Source organism: Pseudomonas sp. R3-52-08, from assembly GCF_003851745.1.
GTDB lineage: Bacteria > Pseudomonadota > Gammaproteobacteria > Pseudomonadales > Pseudomonadaceae > Aquipseudomonas.
In genome coordinates this window covers 5,740,224-5,761,299 of sequence record NZ_CP027730.1, presented here as the reverse complement: position 1 = coordinate 5,761,299, position 21,076 = coordinate 5,740,224, and the positions used below count along the sequence as shown (strand labels likewise).

Genomic DNA, 21,076 nt, shown 5'->3' with positions numbered 1-21,076 from the left:
TGCAAGTTTGAAGCTGCAAGCCACAAGCGGGCTTGCAGCTTGCAGCTTGCAGCTTAAGGCTTGACGCTTACTTTGGAATAATCCTGGCGACCAAACGGGCTCACCTGATAGCCGTCGACATTTTTGCGTGTCAGGGCAAACGCCATGGGGTGCGCCAAGGGCAACCACAGCGCCTGCTGCTGGATCTGCGCCTGCGCCTGCTGGTAGAGCTTGCTGCGCACGCCTTGTTCGCTGGTGGTCTTGCCAGCGCTGATCAGCTTGTCCAGCGCAGGGTCGCAGTAGCGGGCGAAGTTGGTGCCGGACTTGACTGCCGCGCAGGAAAATTGCGGGGTGAGGAAGTTATCCGGGTCGCCATTGTCACCAGCCCAGCCCATGAAGAGCAGGTCATGCTCGCCGGCTTTGGCGCGGCGAATCAACTCGCCCCATTCGATCACACGGATGTCGGCCTGGATGCCGACCTTGGCCAGGTCGGCCTGCAACAGTTGAGCGCCAAGATTTGGGTTGGGGTTCAACAGGCTGCCGGTAGGGCGGGTCCAGATAGTGGTCTTGAATCCATCCTTGAGGCCGGCGCGGTTGAGCAGCGCCTTGGCTTTGGCTAGGTCCTGTGGGTAACCCGACAGCTCCTTGGCGTAGCTCCAGGTATTGGGTGGGTAAACACCGTTGGCCGCTTCGGCGGTGCCTTCGAATACGGCCTTGAGGTAGCTGCCTTTGTCGAAGGCCAGGTTAATCGCCTGGCGTACTTCGGGCTTGTCCAGCGGCGGGTGCTGGCTATTGATGGCGACGAACGCGGTCATGAAAGCTGCGGTTTTTTCCACCTTCAGGGCTGGGTCTTTTTCGGCCTCGCCCACATCCAGGGGTTTGGGCGACAGGGCGATCTGGCATTCATCGCGATGCAATTTCTGCAGGCGCACATTGGCATCCGGCGTGATCGCGAAGATCAGGTTGTCCACCGTCGGTTTGCCGGCGAAGTAGTCCGGGTTGGCCTTGTAGCGCACCACCGCATCCTTCTGGAATCGCACAAAAACGAAGGGACCGGTGCCAATGGGCTGGCTGTTGAGTTTTTCCGGGGTGCCGGCCTTGAGCAGTTTGTCGGCATATTCGGCCGGGTAGATCGAGGCAAAGCCCATGCTCAGTGCGGCAAGAAACGTGGAATCGGCGTGATCGAGGGTGAAGCGCACGGTCAGCGGGTCGAGTGCGTCGATCTTCTTGATCAGCGTGGGCAATTGCAGGGATTGCGCATGGGGAAAGCCGCTCTGGGCGATCTTATGCCACGGGTTGGCTGGGTCGAGCATGCGTTCGAAGCTGAAGCGCACATCTTCGGCGGTCAGGGTACGGCTCGGGGTGAAATACTCGGTGCGATGGAATTTCACGTTCGGGTGCAGCTTGAAGGTGTACGTCAGGCCGTCTGGCGAGACGTCCCAACTGTCCGCCAGACTCGGCACCAGTTTTGCGCCGGTTGCGTCGTAGTCCACCAGACGGTTCATCAGCACATCCGCCGAGGCGTTGGTGGTGGTCAACGAGTTGTACTGCACCACGTCGAACCCTTCGGGGCTGGCCTCGGTGCAAACGCTCAGATTGGTGGCGGCAACGGCCATCGTCGGCGCGATTAAGAGGGGGGCTAGCAATAGCGGTAGGGCAGCGAGGCGCATATTAGGTTTCCTGTGCAAATCGAAGGCCCATCTGCGAGTGCAGTCTGGAAAAGGCCTACCGTAGTGGCCTGTTGGTTAAATGACTAGCCTATTTTTGCCTGTGCTTTTGGCTCAAATGCTGTTTTGATGGCGCCTCAGCGCGTTTCACCTTGCAGGTCCGAGTACTTGCGGGCGCTGAAAATCATTCTGTGCGACGAGCGGTCGGCTGTTGTAGCGGCCCCTCCTGGCAACGGTTCAGGCGCCAATAGCCGAGATTTACCCAGGTAAAAACACACTCGCTGTTGTTGCATCTGGGTCTTTCTGGTATAAAGCAGCGCTCTTTTCTAGGGGCCCGGTTCCTTCGCTTGTAGGTGTAGCCGGTAAGACCCTAAAGAAACGCGGCGCCTGGCGCCAAATGACTGAGAGATTAAGCGGCCAACCCATGCCGGGTTGGGCATGTGGTTTTAGAGGGCTGAGGCATGTCGAGAGTCTGTCAAGTTACCGGTAAGGGTCCGGTGACTGGGAATAACATTTCCCACGCAAATAACAAAACCCGTCGTCGTTTCCTGCCGAACCTGCAGCATCACCGCTTCTGGGTTGAAGAAGAGAAACGTTTTGTTCGCCTGCGTGTATCTGCCAAAGGCATGCGTATCATCGACAAGCGTGGCATCACTGTCGTGCTGGCCGAAATCCGCGCCGCCGGCAAGATCTAAGGAGCTCTATCATGCGTGAATTGATTCGAATGATCTCTAGCGCCGGTACTGGTCACTTCTACACTACCGACAAGAACAAGCGTACTACCCCGGACAAGCTCGAAAAGAAAATGTTCGACCCGCGCGTTCGCAAGCACGTGATCTACAAAGAAGGCAAAATCAAGTAATTGATTTCCTTCCTTGTGAAAAAAAGCCCGTATCTCACGATACGGGCTTTTTTTTGCCTGTGATGATCGTTCCCACGCTCTGCGTGGTAACGCCGCCTCGGGCGCTCCGCGTCCCGCTGTTCACTGATCAGTCTTTCTGTTCGAACACCACATAGATCTTGCGGCACGCTTGCAGCACTTCCCAGGTGCCGCTGAAGCCGGCAGGGATCACGAAGCGGTCGCCGGCGCGCAAGGTTTTGGCGTTCCCCTCGGCATCGCGCAGCACAGACACCCCCTGCACGATCTCGCAGTATTCATGTTCGGTGTAATTGACTGTCCACTGCCCGACATCGCCTTCCCAGACACCCGCGTTCATTTGTCCACATGGGCTGTTGTAGTGGTTGTAGATCGTCTGTTCGGGATCGCCCTTGAGGATTTTTTCGGGGGCAGGGCGATAGCGTTCGGGGGCGGTGTTGGCTTGGCTGAAATCAACGATGTCCTGGATGCTCATGGGCTTATCCCGTCGGGCCTGCGGTTGGAAAGCTCAAAGTCTATGTTTATTAAAATGAACATCGCAAGGGCGTTTGCCGCCGTTATGTCAAATATATTGAAACATCCCCAGTCGCTGGTTTAGGGTGGCAAGTGCCTTGAGCCGAACAGCAGGCTGGCCAGGCAAGAATTCGTGGAGGCGCCGGGATTAAATCTCCCAGGCCCTTGTATCCAAATAAGAGGAGGACACTTGCATGACCACCCTGACCCGTGCCGACTGGGAACAACGCGCCAAGGACCTGAAGATCGAAGGCCGCGCGTACATCAATGGCGAATACACCGCCGCCGCTTCCGGTGACACCTTCGAGTGCATCAGCCCGGTCGATGGCCGTCTGCTCGCCACCGTAGCCAGCTGTGACGCCGCCGACGCCCAGCGCGCCGTGGAAAATGCCCGTGCCACCTTCAATTCCGGTGTCTGGTCGCGCCTGGCGCCGGCCAAGCGCAAGTCCGTCATGATCCGTTTCGCCGCGCTGCTCAAGGCCAATGCCGAAGAGCTGGCCTTGCTTGAAACCCTGGACATGGGCAAGCCGATCAGCGACTCCCTGAACATCGACGTACCCGGCGCGGCGCAGGCGCTGAGCTGGAGCGGCGAGGCCATCGACAAGATCTACGATGAAGTGGCGGCCACCCCCCATGACCAACTGGGTCTGGTGACCCGTGAGCCTGTGGGCGTGGTCGGTGCGATCGTGCCGTGGAACTTCCCGCTGATGATGGCCTGCTGGAAACTCGGCCCGGCGCTGTCGACCGGTAACTCGGTCATCCTCAAGCCGTCCGAAAAGTCTCCGCTGACCGCCATCCGCATCGCTGCCCTGGCCGTTGAAGCCGGCATTCCAAAAGGCGTGTTCAACGTGCTGCCAGGCTACGGCCACACCGTGGGCAACGCGTTGGCGGTGCATATGGACGTGGATACCCTGGTGTTTACCGGTTCCACCAAAATCGCCAAGCAGCTGTTGATCCGTTCCGGCGAATCGAACATGAAGCGCGTGTGGCTGGAAGCCGGCGGCAAGAGCCCGAACATTGTGTTTGCCGATGCGCCGAACCTGCAAACCGCCGCCGAGTCCGCCGCCAGTGCCATCGCCTTCAACCAGGGCGAAGTCTGCACCGCCGGGTCGCGCCTGCTGGTGGAACGTTCGATCAAGGACACTTTCCTGCCGCTGGTGATCGAGGCGCTCAAGGGCTGGAAGCCAGGTAACCCACTGGACCCTGCCACCAATGTGGGCGCGCTCGTGGATACCCAGCAGATGAACAACGTGCTGTCGTACATCGAATCGGGTCATGCCGATGGCGCCAAGCTGGTCGCCGGTGGTAAGCGCACCCTGGAAGAGACCGGTGGCACTTACGTCGAGCCGACCATTTTCGACGGCGTGACCAACGCCATGAAGATTGCCCAGGAAGAGATCTTCGGCCCGGTCCTGTCGGTGATCACGTTCGACAGCGCCGAAGAAGCCATCGCTATCGCCAACGACACCCAATATGGCCTGGCCGCAGCGGTGTGGACGGCGGATATCTCCAAGGCACACCTGACTGCCAAGGCCCTGCGTGCGGGCAGTGTGTGGGTCAACCAGTACGATGGCGGCGACATGACCGCACCATTCGGTGGCTTCAAGCAGTCGGGTAACGGTCGCGATAAATCGCTGCATGCGTTCGACAAATACACCGAGCTGAAGGCGACCTGGATCAAGCTCTAACAAATGTGGGAGGGGGCTTGCTCCCGATAGCTTAGTGTCAGTCGCTGCATCTGGTGACTGACACACCGCAATCGGGGGCAAGCCCCCTCCCACATGGGATAAGCGTGTTTCTAGAGCATGCGCTCCAGGCCGACGCTGGTGGCGAACCAGGCATTGAACCGGCGCCACCAACTACCCTGCTCCCGGGTCAGGGTGTGCAATTGGCCGTTATCTTCGGTCACCCACACGATCTGCCCGTCCTGCAGCTTCGCCTCGTAGCTCAACGCCGGCGCCATACCTTGCAGCGCCAGGTTACGCACATGCTCCGCCAGTTCCGGGCTGTCCACCAGCACGCCGACTTCGGTGTTCCATAGCACTGAGCGTGGATCGAAATTGAACGAGCCGATAAACGACTTCTCCCGATCGAAAATCATCGCCTTGCTGTGCAGGCTGGAGTCGGAACCGCGCAAGCTGCCTCGTCGAAACAGGTGCGGGCCGCTGCTTGCGCTGGGGTCGCCCGGTTGTCGACGCAGCTCATAGAGTTTCACGCCATGCTCCAGCAGCGCCTTGCGATAGGGTGCGTAGCCGCCGTGCACGGCTGGTACATCAGTGGCTTCGAGGGAATTGGTCAGTAGGCTCACCGACACGCCCGCGTCGGCGCGGCCGGTCAGATACACCAGCCCGGGCGGGCCCGGAACGAAGTACGCCGAAATCATGATCAGCTCACGGCTGACGCCTGCCAACTGCGGCGCCAGTTGCGTGGTGAGCAGCAATTGCGGGTCCGGGTCGGCCTTGGCCAGCACCTTGCTCGGCGCATCCCACAGCGCCTGGTTCCAAGCCCAGATCAACTCGCGACGCCAGATATCCATGCGCGGCTGGGTCTGGTAGGTACGCAGGCGGTTATACAGGGCGTGGTTCTGCTGGCGCGATTGGGCCAGTGACGCTTCCAGGCGTCCACGTGCGACAGCCAGGTCGACCTTGGAGGGCATGGTTGCGACAAACTCATCGATAGGTTTGCTCAGCGCGCTGTTCCAGTACTGATCGAAACTGTGGCCCAGTTGCTCAGCCACCGGCCCGACGCTGAGCATGTCGATATCGGTGAAATTCAGGTTGGGTTCGGCGTCGAAATATTCATCCCCCAGGTTGCGCCCACCCACGATCGCGACGCTGTTGTCTGCCAGCCAGAGTTTGTTATGCATGCGCCGGTGTTGCCGCGACAGGTTGAACAGGCGCCCCATGGCGCGTGTCACGCCCGTGCTGCGGCCCAGATGCAGCGGGTTGAACAGCCGAATTTCGATCTTGGGATGGGCGGCAAGGGTCGCGATGATCTGGTCGAGCCCGTCGCTGGTGGTGTCATCCAACAGGATGCGCACACGCACGTCGCGGTCGGCGGCCTTGAGCAGTTCATCCACCAGCATGCGCGTGCTGATGCCGTCATGCACGATGTAGTACTGCAGGTCGAGGCTGGTCTGGGCGTTGCGGATCAACTCGGCGCGGGCCATGAAGGCTTCGCTGCTGTTGGGCAGCAAACGAAAGCCCGAACGGCCCTGATACGGCGCCGCCTGGGCCTGGATCGAGCGGCCGAAGGAAGACTGTGCCGCGGGCAGGGCATCACTGGGCACACGCGGTGTGGGGGCCGTCGCGCAGCCACCCAGTGCCAGCGCTCCCAACAGGAAAAGCGATAAAAGCCGTTGAGTCATCAAGGAAGCGCCATCCAGGTCAGGGCGGTTGTCGGCATATGACGGCAATTGCTCGGAAAAGGTCAGTCCGCCGATTCGGCCAGCAGGATGCGCGCAGCGGCACCGACCTTGCGCACGGCCTCTTCAATCTGTGGGGTCGGTTTGGCAGCGTAGTTCATGCGCAGGCAATTACGGTACTTGCCGGATGCAGAAAAAATGCTGCCTACCGCCACCTGTACGCCTTGTTCCATCAGCATGCGGTTGAGTTTCAGGGTATCGAAGCCCTCCGGCAATTCTATCCACAGCATGAAACTGCCCTGGGGCCGGCTGGCGCGCGTGCCGGCGGGGAAGTAGCGGCTGACCCAGTCGAGCATCAGGTCGCGATTGCGCTGGTATTGCGTACGCATCCTGCGCAAATGGGGCTCGAAATGCCCGCCTTTGAGAAATTCGGCGATCGCAATCTGCGGCTGCGTGGCGGTAGAGCCCGTGCTGATGTATTTCATGTGCAGCACCCGTTCCAAGTAACGCCCCGGCGCGACCCAGCCGATGCGCAGCCCAGGCGCCAGGGTTTTGGAAAACGAGCTGCACAGCAGCACCCGGCCGTCCTCGTCGAAGGATTTGATCGTGCGCGGGCGCGGGTAGCTGTAGGCCAGTTCGCCATACACATCGTCTTCGATGATCGCCACGTCAAAGCGCTGGGCCAGGGTCAGCAGTGCGCGCTTGCGCGCCTCCGGCATGATGTAGCCCAAGGGGTTGTTGCAGTTGGGGGTGAGCTGGATGATTTTGATCGGCCACTGTTCCAGCGCCAGTTCCAGGGCTTCAAGGCTGATCCCGCTGATCGGGTCGGTGGGGATTTCCAAGGCTTTCATGCCCAGGCCCTTGAGGGTCTGCATGGCGCCGTGAAAACTCGGTGAATCCACCGCAACGATATCGCCGGGCGCACAAATGGCGCGGATGCTGGTGGAAAGGGCCTCATGGCAGCCCGTGGTGATGACGATGTCTTCGGCAGTCAGTTGGCAACCGGAATCCAATGACAGTCGCGCAATCTGCTCGCGCAATTCCATACAGCCAAGGATATTGTCGTAATACAGCCCCGGCAGATCCTGGCGACGACTGACGCGGGCCAGGCTGCGAAGCAATGGCTTGATAGTCGGCGACAATACATCCGGCATACCACGGCCCAACTGTATGACGTCCTTGCGCGGCACGGCACGGATCAACTCCAGCACCTGGTCCCACTGGGAAATTTCCACCGGCCGCTGGGCAGGGCGACCCACCTCGGGCAGCGCCGGCAGTTCACGGCCCACCGGTACAAAATAGCCGGACTTGGGCTTGGGCATCGCCAGGCCGTTGTCTTCCAGCAATCGATAGGCTTGCTGCACGGTGCTCAGGCTGACCCCATGCTCCACGCTCAAGGCCCGCACGGAGGGCAGTCGGTCGCCGGGGCGGTAGAAGCCTTGTTCGATGCGGGTGCCCAGCAATTCAGCGAGGTTGACGTACAGGGTCACGGCGGCCACTCCCAGCAGACCAATACAGATAGATGGAAAATACAGGATTCAGCCGTTCATAGCAGCATCTGTATGGATTTAATAAAGGGAGGTTGAATCTGTATTGGTTTTGGTCGCGGGCTCATCCTAGTCACTCAAGGCGGCACGCTAACGAGGGGGCGGTAAATGAACGGCATGAGCGATGTACGGCTGGCATTACATGGTCAGGAACTGGAAGCAGCGCAGGAGCGGAGGTTGTCTATGCCTGCCGACAATCGCTGGAGCCTGTTCTGGCGCCGCCGTCATACCCGCAAGGCGTTGCTGACGCTGACGCGCGAGCAGTTGCGCGACGTGGGCCTGACGGCAGAACAGGCGCGCCATGAAGGCTTGAAACCGTTCTGGCGCGATTGATCAGGCCAGTTCTTTGAGGCGGTGCCAGAGCATCCCCAGGGCCAGCAGCGGCGAGCGCAGGTATTTGCCGCCAGGGAAAGTCATGTGCGGCACCTGGGCGAACAGGTCGAAGCGCCCTTGCTGCTGGCCGCTGATGGCTTCGGCCAGCAACCTGCCCGCCAGGTGTGTGGCGTTGAGGCCATGGCCGGCATAGGCCTGGGCGTAATACACATTGGGTTGATCCGCCAGGCGTCCGATCTGCGGCAACCGATTGGCGCCGATGCCGATCATGCCGCCCCATTGGTAGTCGATTTTCACATCGGCCAATTCCGGGAATACCTGCAGCATCTTTGGCCGCATGTAGGCGCCGATGTCTTTCGGGTCGCGCCCGGAATAGTGGCAGGCGCCGCCGAACAACAGGCGGCGGTCGGCGGACAGGCGGAAATAATCCACCGTTACCCGCTGGTCACACACCGCCATGTTCTGCGGCAACAGGCGGGCGGCTTGCGCTTCACTCAAGGGCTCGGTGGCGATGATGTAGCTGCCTGCGGGCAATATTTTGCCGCTCAAGTGTGGGTTGAGGTCATTGAGGTAAGCGTTACAGGCCAGCACCAGGGTCTTGGCGTGTACCTGGCCCTGGGCGGTGTGCACCTTGACCTGCGAGCCGTAGTCGATGCGCGTCACTTGCGACTGCTCGAATAATTTCACGCCCAGTTGCTGCGCTGCGCCGGCTTCGCCCAGGGCGAGGTTCAGCGGATGCAGGTGCCCGGAGCCCATGTCGATCATCCCGCCCACATAGCGGTCGGAGCCGATCACGCTGGCCATTTCGCTGGCTTGCAGCAGGCGCACTGGATGGCGATAACCCAGGCTGCGCAGCTCTTCGGCGTCTTCGGCGAGGCCCTGCAGGTCGCGGGGTTTGTTGGCCAGGTCGCAGTAGCCCCAAGTCAGGTCGCAGGGGATCTGGAAGCGTTCGACACGCTCGCGCACGATCTCCACCGCTTCCAGGCCCATCAGTTTCATCTGGCGCACGCCGTCGGTGCCGATCACATTGGCGAACTGGTCAAGGCCATGGCCGACGCCGCGAATCAGTTGGCCGCCGTTACGCCCGCTGGCGCCCCAGCCGATTTTGCGCGCTTCCAGCAGCACCACGCTGAAGCCGCGCTCGGCCAGTTCCAGGGCGGTATTGAGCCCGGAATACCCCCCGCCAATCACGCAGACATCGGCGCGCACCTCGCCCGTCAACGCCGGGTAATCGGGGTGCGGCACGCTGCTGGCGGCGTAGTAGGACGCGGTGTGCCGGGCGCTGGCGGTCATGGGGGCCTCCCTGTTTGGAAAATTTGACGCAGGATACAACGGTCCGACGGAGCTGTCTGTGCGCGCCGTTTTACGGCAGAATCCAGGCCTGTTCGCGGTAGGGTGTAGGTGTCGATGAGTTGCAACAGTCAGAAAGTCAGCGCCCTGCGCCGACAGATTCCTTCGTTCGAGTGTGTCCCTGGCTGCCACGACTGCTGTGGGCCGGTCACCACCTCGCCCGAGGAAATGTCGCGCCTGCCACGCAAGACGGCCGCCGAGCAGGAAGCTGCAATGGATGAGCTGAACTGCGTGCACCTGGGGCCGAACGGCTGCACGGTTTACGACGAGCGCCCGTTGATCTGCAGGCTGTTTGGCACCACCAAGACCCTGCCATGCCCGAATGGTCGGCGCCCTGTGGAGCTGATTCACCCACGGGTGGAAAAGCAGATCCATGAGTACATGGCGAGCACCCGGCAAGTACTGGTATAGCAGGTGTACTCAGTCAATGTGGGAGGGGGCTTGCTCCCGATTGCGATACACCAGGCACACACAGGCTGGCTGAACCACTGCAATCGAGGGCAAGCCCCCTCCCACATTTGAATGAGTTGTGTCAGTCAGTCCGGAATCGGCAGGTTCAGGCTTTCCTTCACTTCTTCCATCACGATATAGCTCTTGGATTCGCGCACATGGGGCAACTTGAGCAGGATATCGCCGAGTAATTTGCGGTACGAAGCCATTTCGGAAATCCGCGCTTTCACCAGATAGTCGAAGTCCCCGGACACCAAATGGCACTCCAGCACATGGGGCAGTTTGAGCACGGCGCGTCGGAACTCTTCGAACGTATCGCCGGACTTGTAATCCAGGCTGATCTCGACAAATACCAGCAAACTCCCCTTCAAATGCTGCGGATTGAGCCGCGCGTTGTAGCCCATGATGATCCCCTCGCGCTCCAGCCGGCGTACCCGCTCGGTGCACGGCGTCGTCGACAGCCCGACCTTCTCGCCCAGTTCCGTGAACGAAATGCGCCCATCGGTTTGCAGGATGCGCAGGATATTGCGGTCGATCTTGTCCAGCTCCCGCTTGGTCTGGGTGTTGGTACGCATAGGGGATACGCCTCTGTTAAAACGGTTTGTGCCGAGAATTGTCGCCAAATATAGGCATTTATATAGTGAAATGCACTGGCGATTGTTTTTTACACTGCGTCCATCATTGCTCGAATAACACACGTCAGCGGCTCAGCCCGTGGTGAGGATATAAAAATGCGCGTTCTGGTCTTGGGTAGCGGCGTCATTGGGGTGACCAGTGCCTATTATTTGGCGCGGGCCGGCTTTGAAGTCGTCGTGGTCGACCGCCAACCCGCTGCCGCCATGGAAACCAGTTTCGCCAACGCCGGCCAGGTATCCCCAGGCTACGCGTCGCCATGGGCCGCGCCGGGCGTGCCGCTCAAGGCGATCAAGTGGCTGCTGCAGCGCCATGCGCCGCTGGCAATCAAGGCCACTGCCGATATCGACCAATACCTGTGGATGGCGCAGATGCTGCGCAACTGCACCGCCAGCCGGTATGCGGTGAACAAGGAGCGCATGGTCCGCCTCTCTGAGTACAGCCGCGATTGCCTTGACGAATTGCGCGCTGAAACCGGGATTGCCTACGAAGGGCGCAGCCTGGGGACCACCCAAGTGTTCCGCACCCAGGCCCAGCTCGATGGTGCGTCCAAGGACATCGCCGTGTTGCAGGAGTCCGGCGTGCCTTTCGAGTTGCTTGACCGCGCCGGCATCGCTCGGGTCGAGCCAGCCCTGGCCAGCGTCACCGATATTCTCGCCGGTGCCCTGCGCCTGCCCAACGACCAGACCGGCGACTGCCAGATGTTCACCACACGCCTGGCGCAGATGTGCGACCAGTTGGGCGTTGAGTTTCGTTTCGAACAGGACATCCAGCGCCTCGATCATGCAGGCGACCGCATCAATGGCGTGTGGATCGACGGCAAGTTGGAAACCGCCGACCGCTACGTGCTGGCCCTCGGCAGTTATTCGCCGAAGTTGCTCAAGCCGCTGGGGATCAAGGCGCCGGTGTATCCCCTCAAGGGCTATTCGCTGACCGTGCCGATCACCAACCCGGCAATGGCGCCTACCTCGACGATCCTCGACGAAACCTACAAAGTCGCGATCACCCGTTTCGACAACCGCATTCGCGTCGGCGGCATGGCTGAGATAGCCGGTTTTGACCTGTCGCTCAACCCGCGCCGGCGTGAAACCCTGGAGATGATCGTCAACGACCTTTATCCTCAGGGCGGCGATTTGGCCCAAGCCAGTTTCTGGACCGGCCTGCGCCCGACCACACCCGATGGCACACCGATTGTCGGCGGCACCCCATTCAAGAACCTGTTCCTGAATACCGGCCACGGCACCCTCGGCTGGACCATGGCATGCGGCTCCGGTCGTTTGCTGGCTGACCTGATGGCGAAGAAAACCCCGCAGATCAGCGCCGAAGGCCTCGCTATTTCCCGTTACGGCAACCACCAGGAGTCTGCAAGACATGTCAATCCAGCGCCAGCTCACCAATGAGCGCATGAGCCAGATCGTCGTTCACAGCGGCACCGTGTACCTGGCAGGCCAGGTCGGCGACGACATGAATGCCGGCATCGAGCAGCAGACCCGTGAAACCCTGGCCAACATCGAGCGTCTGCTGGACCTGGCCGGCACCGACAAGACCCGGTTGCTGTCGGTAACCATCTATTTGAAGGACATCGATGCCGACTTCGCCGGTATGAACGCGGTGTGGGACACGTGGCTGCCCAAAGGCGCCGCGCCCGCTCGCGCTACGGTTGAAGCCAAATTGTGTGAGCCGAACATTCTGGTAGAGCTGTCCGTCGTGGCTGCGCTGCCTTAACCTGAATCCCTCTCCCGGCGCCGACGTTGTTGGTCGGCACCGGTTTTTTTACTCTGCCGCCTAGAAGCCTGCCGCCATGCGTCCTGCCCGTGCCCTGATCGACCTTCAAGCCCTGCGCCACAACTACCAACTGGCCCGCGAAGTCAGCGGGGCCAAAGCCCTCGCCGTGATCAAGGCCGATGCCTACGGGCATGGCGCGGTGCCCGTGGCCCAGGCGCTGGAGGCCGAGGCTGACGGGTTCGCGGTGGCGTGCATCGAAGAAGCCCTGGAACTACGCGCCGCCGGGATACGTGCGCCGGTGCTGCTGCTGGAAGGTTTTTTCGAAGCCGACGAGCTGTCGCTGATCGTCGAGCAAAACCTGTGGTGCGTGGTGCATTCGCTGTGGCAACTCGAGGCTATCGAGCAGGCCACGCTGAGCCAACCGTTGACCCTCTGGCTCAAGCTGGACTCGGGCATGCACCGTGTCGGCCTGCATCCCAAGGATTTCCAGGAGGCGTATAAGCGCCTGCTGGCCAGCGGCAACGTCGCAAAGATCGTGTTGATGAGCCATTTCGCCCGCGCCGATGAACTCGATTGCGTGAGCAGCAACGAACAAGTGGCGGTATTCGAAGCGGCCCGCCAAGGGCTGGCGGCGGAGGTGAGCCTGCGCAATTCACCGTCCGTCCTGGGGTGGCCGAGTGTGCCCAGCGACTGGGTGCGCCCAGGCATCATGCTCTATGGCGCCACGCCCTTTGGTGACGACCAGGCCGTCGCTGCCCGTTTGCAGCCGGTGATGACCCTGGAGTCCAAGATCATTTGCGTGCGCGAACTGCCAGCCGGCGAGCCGGTAGGCTACGGCGCCAGGTTCGTCACACCCAAGCCGATGCGTATCGGCGTGGTTGCCATGGGCTATGCCGATGGCTACCCGCGCCACGCGCCGACGGGCACGCCGGTGCTGGTCGCCGGCCAGCGCAGCCAGTTGCTGGGCCGGGTGTCCATGGACATGCTCTGCGTCGACCTGACGGATGTGCCCCAGGCGGGCCTGGGTTCCACAGTGGAATTGTGGGGCAAGCACATCCTCGCCAGCGATGTCGCGACCGCTGCTGACACCATCCCTTACCAGATCTTCTGCAACCTGCGCCGGGTGCCAAGGCTCTATTGCGGCGCTTGATCGCCCAGTACGAATACAGCTGTCCGGGATTTAGGCCCAAGTGTTGTAAATACTGAACGCTGTCGCCATGATAACGCTCAATTACAACAAAGCCTGAATCCTAGGAGGCTCCTGCATTGGACGTCGGCGAACGACTGCAATCCATCCGTAAACTCAAAGGTCTTTCCCAGCGCGAGCTTGCCAAGCGCGCGGGCGTCACCAACAGCACCATTTCGATGATCGAGAAAAACAGCGTCAGCCCCTCGATCAGTTCCCTGCGCAAGGTCCTGGGCGGCATTCCCATGTCCATGGTCGAGTTCTTTTCCGAAGAGATCCTCCAGGAAATACCGACGCAGATCGTCTATAAAGCTAATGAGCTGATCGACATCTCCGACGGTGCCGTCACCATGAAGCTGGTCGGCCGAGCGCACCCGAGCCGGGCAATCGCGTTCCTCAACGAAATCTACCCGCCAGGCGCCGACACGGGCGAAGAAATGCTCACCCACGAAGGCGAAGAAACCGGGATTCTGGTGGAGGGGCGCCTGGAACTGGTGGTCGGTCTTGAAACTTTTGTGCTCGAAGCAGGCGATAGCTACTACTTTGAAAGCACCAAGCCCCATCGTTTTCGCAATCCGTTCGACGTGCCGGCGCGACTAATCAGCGCAGCCACACCCGCGAACTTTTAAAACAGAGGCGCCCTGCCAGCGTTGCAGGGGTTCGCGCAGTTGTACACCGCGAGGCTGAATCTCCCTTTATTTAATAGGGTTGTTTCGGCCGGGCGGGCTAACCGCTATACTTTCGCCGCCTGTGAAACCGTGGCCGCAGGCGTGAATAGCCACCATTGAGGGTGAACGCGTGAACCTAATTATGAAAATGCTGGCTGCACCAGCAACCGTACTGGCCCTGTGGGCTGTCAGCGCTCAAGCTGCGACCAACGATGACATCGCCAAGCGCCTGGAGCCTGTGGGCCAGGTGTGTGTCCAGGGCCAGGAATGCAAGGGCATGGAAGTCGCGGTCGCGGCGGGCGGCGGTGGGGCGAGAACCCCGGACGAGATCATCGCCAAGCACTGCAATGCTTGCCACGGCACCGGCTTGTTGGGAGCGCCGAAAGTTGGCGATACCGCCGCGTGGAAAGAGCGCGCCGATCACCAGGGCGGCCTTGACGGCATCCTCGCTAAGGCGATCACCGGCATCAATGCCATGCCGCCCAAGGGCACTTGCGCGGATTGCTCGGATGACGATCTGAAGGGCGCGATCAAGAAGATGTCCGGGCTCTAACTCGCAGATCTTCGCCAAAAATGCCGCTCACGAGCGGCTTTTTTGTGCCCGCGATTTGCGTTTCGTGGCTGTTCATTGCAGCAAAGACCCGGCAAGCTCGGTCCAACCCCAATTCATGGAATGTTCGGGAGCAGTCGGATGGTGCAGTTGTGTTCAATCGAGCAAGCAGTTGACGACGTACTGGCGCGCTTGCCGGCGCATATCCACATGGGCATGCCCCTGGGTTTGGGCAAACCCAACCTCTTCGCCAATGCGCTCTACCGGCGTATCGCCAAGCTGCCCGAGCGCGCGCTGACGATCTACACCGCATTGAGTCTGGGCCGGCCGACGATAGGCGACGGGTTGCAGAAGCGCTTTCTCGAACCTTTTATCGAGCGGGTATTCGGCGATTACCCCGAGCTGGATTTCCTCGCTGACCTGCACACGGACAGCCTGCCGAAGAATATTCGCGTGCAGCAGTTCTTCATGCAGCCCGGCAGCCTGCTCCACAGCGACTCGGCGCAGCAGGATTACGTCAGCAGCAACTACAGCCATGCCGCGCGGGACATCAACGCCGCCGGCCTGAACCTGGTGGCGCAACTGGCTGCCAGCAGCGCCGAGCACCCCGACCGCCTGAGCCTGAGCTGCAACCCGGATATCACCCTCGACCTGCTGCCGATGATCGCCAAGCGGCGCGCGGCGGGTGAGACCATCCTGATCGTCGGCCAGGTCCATAGCGACTTGCCCTACATGCCCGGCGATGCCGAGTTGGGCATGGACGCCTTCGATTACCTGCTCGATGAGAAAGACAGCACCACGCTGTTCTCCACGCCAAATATGCCGGTGGGCTTCCAGGACCACTTTATCGGCCTGCATGCCAGCACGCTGGTGCGTGATGGCGGCACCTTGCAGATCGGTATCGGCTCCATGGGCGACGCGCTGACCGCCGCATTGCTGGCGCGCCAGGCCGATAACGAAGCCTATCGATTGTTGCTGACCGACCTGGATGTGTATCAGTGGGCGCCCTTGATCAGCCGTGAAGGCGGCGTTGAGCCATTCGCCCGTGGCCTTTACGGTTGCAGCGAAATGTTCGTCAACGGCTTGCTGGTGCTGGCCGATGCCGGAATCATTCGGCGCAAGGTGTACCCGGATGTGGCAACCCAGGAGCAGGCCAACGCGGGGCTGCTCGACGATGCGGCGCAGCCTGATGGCATCTCGATCCATGGCGGTTTCTTCCTCGGCCCGCGCAGTTTCTACCAGCGCTTGCAGGAGATGAGCCACGCCAGGCGGCAGGCATTCAACATGACCCGCATCAGCTATATCAACGAGCTGTACGGCCAGGAAGAGCTCAAGCGTTTACAGCGCCAGGACGCACGGTTTATCAACAGCGCGATCATGGTCACCCTGCTCGGCGCCGGTGTGGCCGACCAATTGGAAGATGGCCGCGTGCTCAGCGGCGTGGGCGGGCAGTACAACTTCGTTGCCCAGGGCCACGCGCTGGAAGGCGCACGCTCGGTCCTGATCCTGCGCAGCTGGCGCGAGTCGGCGGGGGAGGTCAGTTCGAATATCGTCTGGGAGTACGGCCATTGCACCATTCCCCGGCACCTGCGGGATATCGTCATTACCGAGTACGGGATTGCCGATTTGCGCGGTCAGACGGATGCCCAGGTGATCGAGGCGTTGCTCAATGTCACTGACTCGCGCTTCCAGGAAGGCTTGATCGAACAGGCGCAAAAAGCCGGCAAGCTGCCCAAGGATTTCAAGCTGGACCCGCGTTTTGCCGACAACACACCGCAACGGCTCCAGGCGATTCAAGCCAAGCATCGGCGACTGTTCCCGGAATACCCGTTGGGCAGTGATTTCACGGATGAGGAGCGGGACCTGTTGCGTGCTCTGAATTGGCTCAAGAGCAAATTCAAGCTCACGGAGATGCTGGAACTGGGCAAGGCGGCGCTGGATGCGCCGGAGCCGGAGGCGTTTCCCAAGCACTTGGAGCGGATGCGGTTGGATCAGCCGGAGGGGTTCAAGGAGGACCTGTACCAGCGCCTGTTACTCGCCGGCCTACAGGCCACCGCGCACTAACATTCCAACACAAGGCAAATGTGGGAGGGGGCTTGAACTGGCCTAATGATCCCGGACACCTCTTAAGGGCGATATGATTCGCCCAATCAGGAGGTTCCATGCAACAGCGAAAGACCTACACCCACGAGTTCAAGCAACGTGCTGCAAGCATGGTTCTTGATGATAACTGTTCAGTTCCCGACGTCTGTGCATCGATGGACGTTGGCCCTACGGCTCTGCGCCGCTGGGTTGATCAGGTTCGTAAAGAGCGTCACAAAGGGCAGCCAGTGGCAGGTACCAAGGCTATCAGCGATGAACAGCGAGAGCTTCAACAGCTACGAGCCAAGGTCAAGCGCCTGGAGAGTGAGGCTGAAATCTTAAAAAAGGCTACGGCTCTCTTGATGTCGGATCCCGATCGTTTTTCCTGATCGAGGAACTGAGGGAGTCGAGTTTATATCCGACCAGCCTGCTTTGCAGTGCGCTAGGCGTTTCCCGCAGCGCGTTTTATGACTGGCTTAAGCGTCGCTCAGAGCCAAATACCAAGCGTGACGCGCTTAGAGCAAAAGTCGTGCAACTGCATGACGAAAGCCGGGGAAGTGCAGGTGCACGGATGATCTCTCAGCACTTGAAGGCCCAGCAGATCAAGGTAGGTCGGCATCTGGCCGGAAAACTTATGGCGGAGGCAAATCTGGCCAGCAGACAGCGCCGCCGCCATCAATATCGCTCTAGAGGCGTTGAAGCATTTGTGGCCAAGAACCTGCTTGAGCGTAACTTCGAGCCAACCGCAATTAATCAAGTCTGGTGCGGCGACGTTACCAGCCTAATGGTTGGGAAACGCTGGTATCACTTGGCAGTGGTCATTGATCTGTTCGCCCGCCGAATCGTTGGCTGGGCGTTTTCTCTGATCAATGACGCCAACCTGGTTAGCAAGGCTCTGAGAATGGCGGTGGAGGTTCGAGGCAAACATGCAGGCTTGATGTTTCATTCGGATCAAGGCTGCCAATACACCAGCCAGCTCTTTCAGTCCGCGTTGCTGGAGTATGGGATAACCCAAAGCATGAGCCGCAGAGGGCAGTGCTGGGACAATGCACCAATAGAGCGTTTCTTCGGGACGCTCAAATCAGAGTGGGTGCCCACCAAGGGCTATATGACAGTTGAAGAAGCCAAGCAGGATATGACCAGCTTCTTCATGCGATACAACCGAATCAGGCTCCACAGCTACAACAACTACCTGTCGCCAATAGCCATGGAGCAAAAAGCGGCATAAACACCGTAATCGGTGTCCGGGATTACTTGACCAGTTCAGCTTGCCCCCGATAGCGGTGTATCAGTCACCAAAAAGGTTGGCTGACCCACTGCCATCGGGGGCAAGCCCCCTCCCACATTTTGAGCTGTGTTGAATCAGATAAAGGTCACAACCCCACCCGCCAGCGACTTCACCCGCGCCAGCGACTCAACCCGATAACCCTGGGCATCGAGTTCCGCACGGCCACCCTGAAACGACTTCTCAATAACGATGCCCAGGCCGGCGACGGTCGCGCCCGCTTGCTTGATGATCGAAATCAGCGCCTGGGAGGCCTTGCCATTAGCCAGGAAGTCATCGATGACCAGTACGCGGTCGCTGCTGGTCAGGTGGCGTGGGGAAATTGCCACGGTGCTTTCGGTTTTCTTGGTGAAGGAATACACCGTCGCCGACAGCAGGTTTTCGGTCAGTGTCAGGGACTGCTGCTTGCGTGCGAAGATCACCGGCACGCCGAGGTTCAGGCCGGTCATGATCGCCGGGGCGATGCCTGAGGCTTCGATGGTGACGATCTTGGTGATGCCGGAGTCCTTGAACAGCGCGGCGAATTCGTCGCCAATCAGTTTCATCAGTGCCGGATCGATCTGGTGGTTCAGAAAGGCATCAACCTTGAGTACCTGATCGGAAAGCACGATGCCTTCTTCGCGAATTTTCTTGTGCAGTGCTTCCACGGAAAGCTTCCTCTGTTAGCGCAACAGGCGCCGAAAGTAGATTAAAAAGTAGTCGATTCTAGCGCTTTAACATCGCGCGTATATCAGCCAAGGCGCTGTTGCCGCGAACGGCCTTCACCTCGGTCGGGGTGTCGTCGTTGCCTTCCCAGGCCAGGTCATCCGGCGGCAACTCATCGAGGAAGCGGCTGGGGGCACAATCGATGATCTCGCCGTATTGCTTACGCTTGGCAGCGAAGGTGAAGGCCAGTGTCTGACGCGCACGGGTAATGCCCACGTAGGCCAGGCGCCGTTCTTCCTCGATGGTGTCGGCTTCGATGCTGGAGCGATGCGGGAGGATTTCCTCTTCCATGCCCATGATGAACACGTAGGGAAATTCCAGGCCCTTGGATGCGTGCAACGTCATCATCTGCACACCTTCGGCGCCGTCTTCCTCTTCCTGCTGACGCTCGAGCATGTCGCGCAGCACCAGCTTGCCGATGGCGTCCTCAACGGTCATTTCACCGTCTTCGTCTTTTTCCAGGGTGTTCTTCAGGGCTTCGATCAGGAACCAGACGTTGCCCATGCGGTAGTCCGCAGCCTTGTCGCTGGAACTGTTGGTGCGCAGCCAGTTTTCGTAGTCGATGTCCATGACCATGCTACGCAGGGCGCTGATCGGGTCTTCACCGGCGCACTGCTCACGGACCTTGTCCATGAAGCGCTTGAAGCGCGACAGGCGATCGGTGAAGCGCGTGTCCAGATGTTCGCCCAGGCCGATTTCGTCGGTGGCGGCGTACATCGAGATCTTGCGTTCAGTGGCGTAGTTGCCAAGCTTTTCCAGGGTCGTCGAACCGATTTCCCGCCGCGGCACGTTGATCACGCGCAGGAAGGCGTTGTCGTCGTCCGGGTTCACGATCAGGCGGAAGTAGGCCATCAGGTCTTTCACTTCCTGACGCCCGAAAAAGCTGTTGCCGCCCGACAGGCGATACGGCACCTGGTGGTGCTGCAGCTTCAGCTCGATCAGCTTGGCCTGGTAGTTACCGCGATACAGGATCGCAAAGTCGCTGTAAGGCCGGTCGGTGCGCAGGTGCAGGCTGAGGATTTCCACGGCCACGCGCTCGGCTTCGGCGTCTTCGTTGCGGCAGCGGATCACGCGAATCTCGTCGCCATGGCCCATCTCGCTCCACAGTTGTTTTTCAAACTCGTGGGGGTTGTTCGAGATCAGCACGTTGGCGCAGCGCAGGATACGGCTGGTGGAGCGGTAGTTCTGCTCCAGCATCACCACTTTCAGGGACGGGTAGTCGTCCTTGAGCAGCATCAGGTTTTCCGGGCGCGCACCGCGCCAGGCGTAGATCGACTGGTCGTCGTCGCCCACCACGGTGAACTGGTTGCGTGTACCGATCAGCAGCTTCACCAGCAGGTATTGGCTGGCGTTGGTGTCCTGGTATTCGTCCACCAGCAGGTAGCGCACTTTGTTCTGCCACTTTTCCAGGATGTCCTTGTGTTCCTGGAACAGTTTGACCGGCAGCAGGATCAGGTCGTCGAAGTCCACCGCATTGAACGCCTTGAGCGTGCGCTGGTAGTGGGTGTAGACGATGGCGGCGGTCTGTTCCTTGGGGTTGCGTGCGGCTTCCAGGGCTTCGGCGGGCAGGACCAGGTCGTTTTTCCAGGCGCCGATCATGTTCTTGATCTCGTCGACGCCGTCGTCGCCCGCGTATTCCTTCTGCATGATGTCGGTCATCAGGGCTTTGACGTCGGCCTCGTCGAAGATCGAAAAGCCCGGTTTGTAGCCCAGTCGCGCATGTTCCTTGCGGATGATGTTCAGCCCAAGGTTGTGGAAGGTACACACGGTGAGGCCACGGCCTTCGCCACCCTTGAGCAGGGTGCCGACGCGCTCTTTCATTTCCCGCGCCGCCTTGTTGGTAAAGGTCATGGCGACGATGTACTGGGCGCGGATGCCGCAGTTCTGGATCAGGTGCGCGATCTTGCGGGTGATCACGCTGGTCTTGCCGGAGCCAGCACCGGCGAGCACCAATAGAGGGCCGCCGACGTAGTTCACGGCTTCTTGCTGCCGGGGATTGAGTCGGGACATACAGAGTTCGGGGAGTCGTCGTTCAAAAGGGCGGGCATTTTAACAGGCTGGCAAGTTTCTGCTGCCCTGGATCGACGGTGTGACGTACCACTCGATCTAAATTTGCCGGTTTTGCTACTTTGCCGCAGGATGTGCGGGGTATTGCGACTATT

Annotated in this window: 21 protein-coding genes; 13 read left to right on the top strand and 8 right to left on the bottom strand. The window is 60.2% G+C overall.

All coding sequences use genetic code 11. The features are described 5' to 3' along the window. Positions 1–53: 53 nt before the first annotated feature. Positions 54–1,649, bottom strand: a complete 1,596-nt coding sequence (locus C4J91_RS26700; RefSeq protein WP_124364969.1) for an ABC transporter substrate-binding protein — start codon at positions 1,647–1,649, stop codon at positions 54–56. A 458-nt stretch (positions 1,650–2,107) separates the two neighbouring features. On the opposite strand from C4J91_RS26700, the gene rpmB reads away from it, so the two are divergent. Then, positions 2,108–2,341, top strand: a complete 234-nt coding sequence (gene rpmB, locus C4J91_RS26695; protein ID WP_003176907.1) for a 50S ribosomal protein L28 — start codon at positions 2,108–2,110, stop codon at positions 2,339–2,341. A gap of 11 nt (positions 2,342–2,352) precedes the next feature. After that, positions 2,353–2,508 (top strand): 50S ribosomal protein L33, encoded by a 156-nt coding sequence (rpmG, locus tag C4J91_RS26690; RefSeq protein ID WP_003176906.1) that lies wholly within the window; start codon positions 2,353–2,355, stop codon positions 2,506–2,508. Positions 2,509–2,635: 127 nt separating this feature from the next. Here the strand turns inward: rpmG and C4J91_RS26685 are convergent, their stop codons facing one another. After that, complete coding sequence (locus C4J91_RS26685) at positions 2,636–2,998, bottom strand: cupin domain-containing protein (protein ID WP_124364968.1); 363 nt, start codon at positions 2,996–2,998, stop codon at positions 2,636–2,638. Between the two features lie 232 nt (positions 2,999–3,230). Between C4J91_RS26685 and C4J91_RS26680 the strand changes: the two genes are divergently transcribed. Then, complete coding sequence (locus C4J91_RS26680; protein WP_124364967.1) at positions 3,231–4,724, top strand: aldehyde dehydrogenase; 1,494 nt, start codon at positions 3,231–3,233, stop codon at positions 4,722–4,724. A 110-nt stretch (positions 4,725–4,834) separates the two neighbouring features. Here the strand turns inward: C4J91_RS26680 and C4J91_RS26675 are convergent, their stop codons facing one another. Together C4J91_RS26675 and C4J91_RS26670 are read right to left on the bottom strand one after the other, a co-directional pair. Then, positions 4,835–6,403 (bottom strand): phospholipase D family protein, encoded by a 1,569-nt coding sequence (locus C4J91_RS26675; RefSeq protein ID WP_124364966.1) that lies wholly within the window; start codon positions 6,401–6,403, stop codon positions 4,835–4,837. Between the two features lie 62 nt (positions 6,404–6,465). After that, on the bottom strand, positions 6,466–7,890 hold the full coding sequence (locus C4J91_RS26670; protein WP_124364965.1) for a PLP-dependent aminotransferase family protein: 1,425 nt from the start codon (positions 7,888–7,890) through the stop codon (positions 6,466–6,468). 165 nt (positions 7,891–8,055) lie between these two features. Between C4J91_RS26670 and C4J91_RS26665 the strand changes: the two genes are divergently transcribed. Beyond that, positions 8,056–8,280 carry a DUF1127 domain-containing protein gene (locus C4J91_RS26665; protein WP_124364964.1) on the top strand — a complete coding sequence of 75 codons (225 nt, stop codon included), beginning with the start codon at positions 8,056–8,058 and terminating at the stop codon, positions 8,278–8,280. On the opposite strand, the gene C4J91_RS26660 is transcribed toward C4J91_RS26665, so the two are convergent. Then, on the bottom strand, positions 8,281–9,573 hold the full coding sequence (locus C4J91_RS26660; RefSeq protein WP_124364963.1) for an FAD-binding oxidoreductase: 1,293 nt from the start codon (positions 9,571–9,573) through the stop codon (positions 8,281–8,283). It abuts the gene before it with no gap. 114 nt (positions 9,574–9,687) lie between these two features. Between C4J91_RS26660 and C4J91_RS26655 the strand changes: the two genes are divergently transcribed. Next, positions 9,688–10,041: a YkgJ family cysteine cluster protein gene (locus C4J91_RS26655; protein ID WP_124364962.1), complete on the top strand. Its 354-nt coding sequence runs from the start codon at positions 9,688–9,690 to the stop codon at positions 10,039–10,041. A 125-nt stretch (positions 10,042–10,166) separates the two neighbouring features. Here the strand turns inward: C4J91_RS26655 and C4J91_RS26650 are convergent, their stop codons facing one another. Beyond that, positions 10,167–10,655 carry an Lrp/AsnC ligand binding domain-containing protein gene (locus C4J91_RS26650; protein WP_003176896.1) on the bottom strand — a complete coding sequence of 163 codons (489 nt, stop codon included), beginning with the start codon at positions 10,653–10,655 and terminating at the stop codon, positions 10,167–10,169. A gap of 156 nt (positions 10,656–10,811) precedes the next feature. On the opposite strand from C4J91_RS26650, the gene dadA reads away from it, so the two are divergent. The 8 genes from dadA (at position 10,812) to C4J91_RS26615 (ending at position 18,152) form a co-directional block, all read left to right on the top strand. Further along, the gene (gene dadA, locus C4J91_RS26645; RefSeq protein WP_124364961.1) at positions 10,812–12,113 is read left to right on the top strand and encodes a D-amino acid dehydrogenase; all 1,302 of its coding nucleotides are present in this window, start codon (positions 10,812–10,814) and stop codon (positions 12,111–12,113) included. Then, the gene (locus tag C4J91_RS26640; protein ID WP_124364960.1) at positions 12,085–12,438 is read left to right on the top strand and encodes a RidA family protein; all 354 of its coding nucleotides are present in this window, start codon (positions 12,085–12,087) and stop codon (positions 12,436–12,438) included. Before dadA ends, C4J91_RS26640 begins: the two co-directional genes overlap by 29 nt. A gap of 76 nt (positions 12,439–12,514) precedes the next feature. Continuing rightward, positions 12,515–13,588 carry an alanine racemase gene (gene alr / locus C4J91_RS26635; RefSeq protein WP_124364959.1) on the top strand — a complete coding sequence of 358 codons (1,074 nt, stop codon included), beginning with the start codon at positions 12,515–12,517 and terminating at the stop codon, positions 13,586–13,588. 116 nt (positions 13,589–13,704) lie between these two features. Next, positions 13,705–14,253 (top strand): cupin domain-containing protein, encoded by a 549-nt coding sequence (locus tag C4J91_RS26630; protein ID WP_003176893.1) that lies wholly within the window; start codon positions 13,705–13,707, stop codon positions 14,251–14,253. 181 nt (positions 14,254–14,434) lie between these two features. Then, entirely contained in the window at positions 14,435–14,845 is a 411-nt protein-coding gene (locus C4J91_RS26625) for a cytochrome c5 family protein (protein WP_124365220.1), read from the top strand. A gap of 138 nt (positions 14,846–14,983) precedes the next feature. Next, positions 14,984–16,906: an acetyl-CoA hydrolase/transferase C-terminal domain-containing protein gene (locus C4J91_RS26620; RefSeq protein WP_124364958.1), complete on the top strand. Its 1,923-nt coding sequence runs from the start codon at positions 14,984–14,986 to the stop codon at positions 16,904–16,906. Positions 16,907–17,004: 98 nt separating this feature from the next. Continuing rightward, the gene (locus C4J91_RS27940) at positions 17,005–17,313 is read left to right on the top strand and encodes a transposase (RefSeq protein ID WP_256658866.1); all 309 of its coding nucleotides are present in this window, start codon (positions 17,005–17,007) and stop codon (positions 17,311–17,313) included. Next, entirely contained in the window at positions 17,310–18,152 is an 843-nt protein-coding gene (locus C4J91_RS26615) for an IS3 family transposase (RefSeq protein WP_305955275.1), read from the top strand. The genes C4J91_RS27940 and C4J91_RS26615 overlap by 4 nt, the downstream gene beginning before the upstream one ends. 134 nt (positions 18,153–18,286) lie before the next feature. On the opposite strand, the gene C4J91_RS26610 is transcribed toward C4J91_RS26615, so the two are convergent. Together C4J91_RS26610 and rep are read right to left on the bottom strand one after the other, a co-directional pair. Then, positions 18,287–18,856, bottom strand: a complete 570-nt coding sequence (locus C4J91_RS26610; RefSeq protein WP_003176890.1) for a xanthine phosphoribosyltransferase — start codon at positions 18,854–18,856, stop codon at positions 18,287–18,289. Between the two features lie 58 nt (positions 18,857–18,914). Beyond that, positions 18,915–20,924: a DNA helicase Rep gene (gene rep / locus C4J91_RS26605; protein ID WP_124364957.1), complete on the bottom strand. Its 2,010-nt coding sequence runs from the start codon at positions 20,922–20,924 to the stop codon at positions 18,915–18,917. Positions 20,925–21,076: the final 152 nt, after the last annotated feature.

Bases quoted from the DNA above. Each gene is read 5' to 3' on its own strand.
- C4J91_RS26625 (WP_124365220.1), top strand. From the start codon at position 14,435: ATGAAAATGCTGGCTGCACCAGCAACCGTACTGGCCCTGTGGGCTGTC.
- C4J91_RS27940 (WP_256658866.1), top strand. From the start codon at position 17,005: ATGCAACAGCGAAAGACCTACACCCACGAGTTCAAGCAACGTGCTGCA.
- C4J91_RS26620 (WP_124364958.1), top strand. From the start codon at position 14,984: ATGGTGCAGTTGTGTTCAATCGAGCAAGCAGTTGACGACGTACTGGCG.
- dadA (WP_124364961.1), top strand. From the start codon at position 10,812: ATGCGCGTTCTGGTCTTGGGTAGCGGCGTCATTGGGGTGACCAGTGCC.
- C4J91_RS26640 (WP_124364960.1), top strand. From the start codon at position 12,085: ATGTCAATCCAGCGCCAGCTCACCAATGAGCGCATGAGCCAGATCGTC.
- C4J91_RS26685 (WP_124364968.1), bottom strand. From the start codon at position 2,998: ATGAGCATCCAGGACATCGTTGATTTCAGCCAAGCCAACACCGCCCCC.
- rpmG (WP_003176906.1), top strand. From the start codon at position 2,353: ATGCGTGAATTGATTCGAATGATCTCTAGCGCCGGTACTGGTCACTTC.
- alr (WP_124364959.1), top strand. From the start codon at position 12,515: ATGCGTCCTGCCCGTGCCCTGATCGACCTTCAAGCCCTGCGCCACAAC.
- C4J91_RS26660 (WP_124364963.1), bottom strand. From the start codon at position 9,573: ATGACCGCCAGCGCCCGGCACACCGCGTCCTACTACGCCGCCAGCAGC.
- C4J91_RS26680 (WP_124364967.1), top strand. From the start codon at position 3,231: ATGACCACCCTGACCCGTGCCGACTGGGAACAACGCGCCAAGGACCTG.
- C4J91_RS26655 (WP_124364962.1), top strand. From the start codon at position 9,688: ATGAGTTGCAACAGTCAGAAAGTCAGCGCCCTGCGCCGACAGATTCCT.
- rpmB (WP_003176907.1), top strand. From the start codon at position 2,108: ATGTCGAGAGTCTGTCAAGTTACCGGTAAGGGTCCGGTGACTGGGAAT.
- rep (WP_124364957.1), bottom strand. From the start codon at position 20,924: ATGTCCCGACTCAATCCCCGGCAGCAAGAAGCCGTGAACTACGTCGGC.
- C4J91_RS26665 (WP_124364964.1), top strand. From the start codon at position 8,056: ATGAACGGCATGAGCGATGTACGGCTGGCATTACATGGTCAGGAACTG.
- C4J91_RS26700 (WP_124364969.1), bottom strand. From the start codon at position 1,649: ATGCGCCTCGCTGCCCTACCGCTATTGCTAGCCCCCCTCTTAATCGCG.
- C4J91_RS26675 (WP_124364966.1), bottom strand. From the start codon at position 6,403: ATGACTCAACGGCTTTTATCGCTTTTCCTGTTGGGAGCGCTGGCACTG.
- C4J91_RS26650 (WP_003176896.1), bottom strand. From the start codon at position 10,655: ATGCGTACCAACACCCAGACCAAGCGGGAGCTGGACAAGATCGACCGC.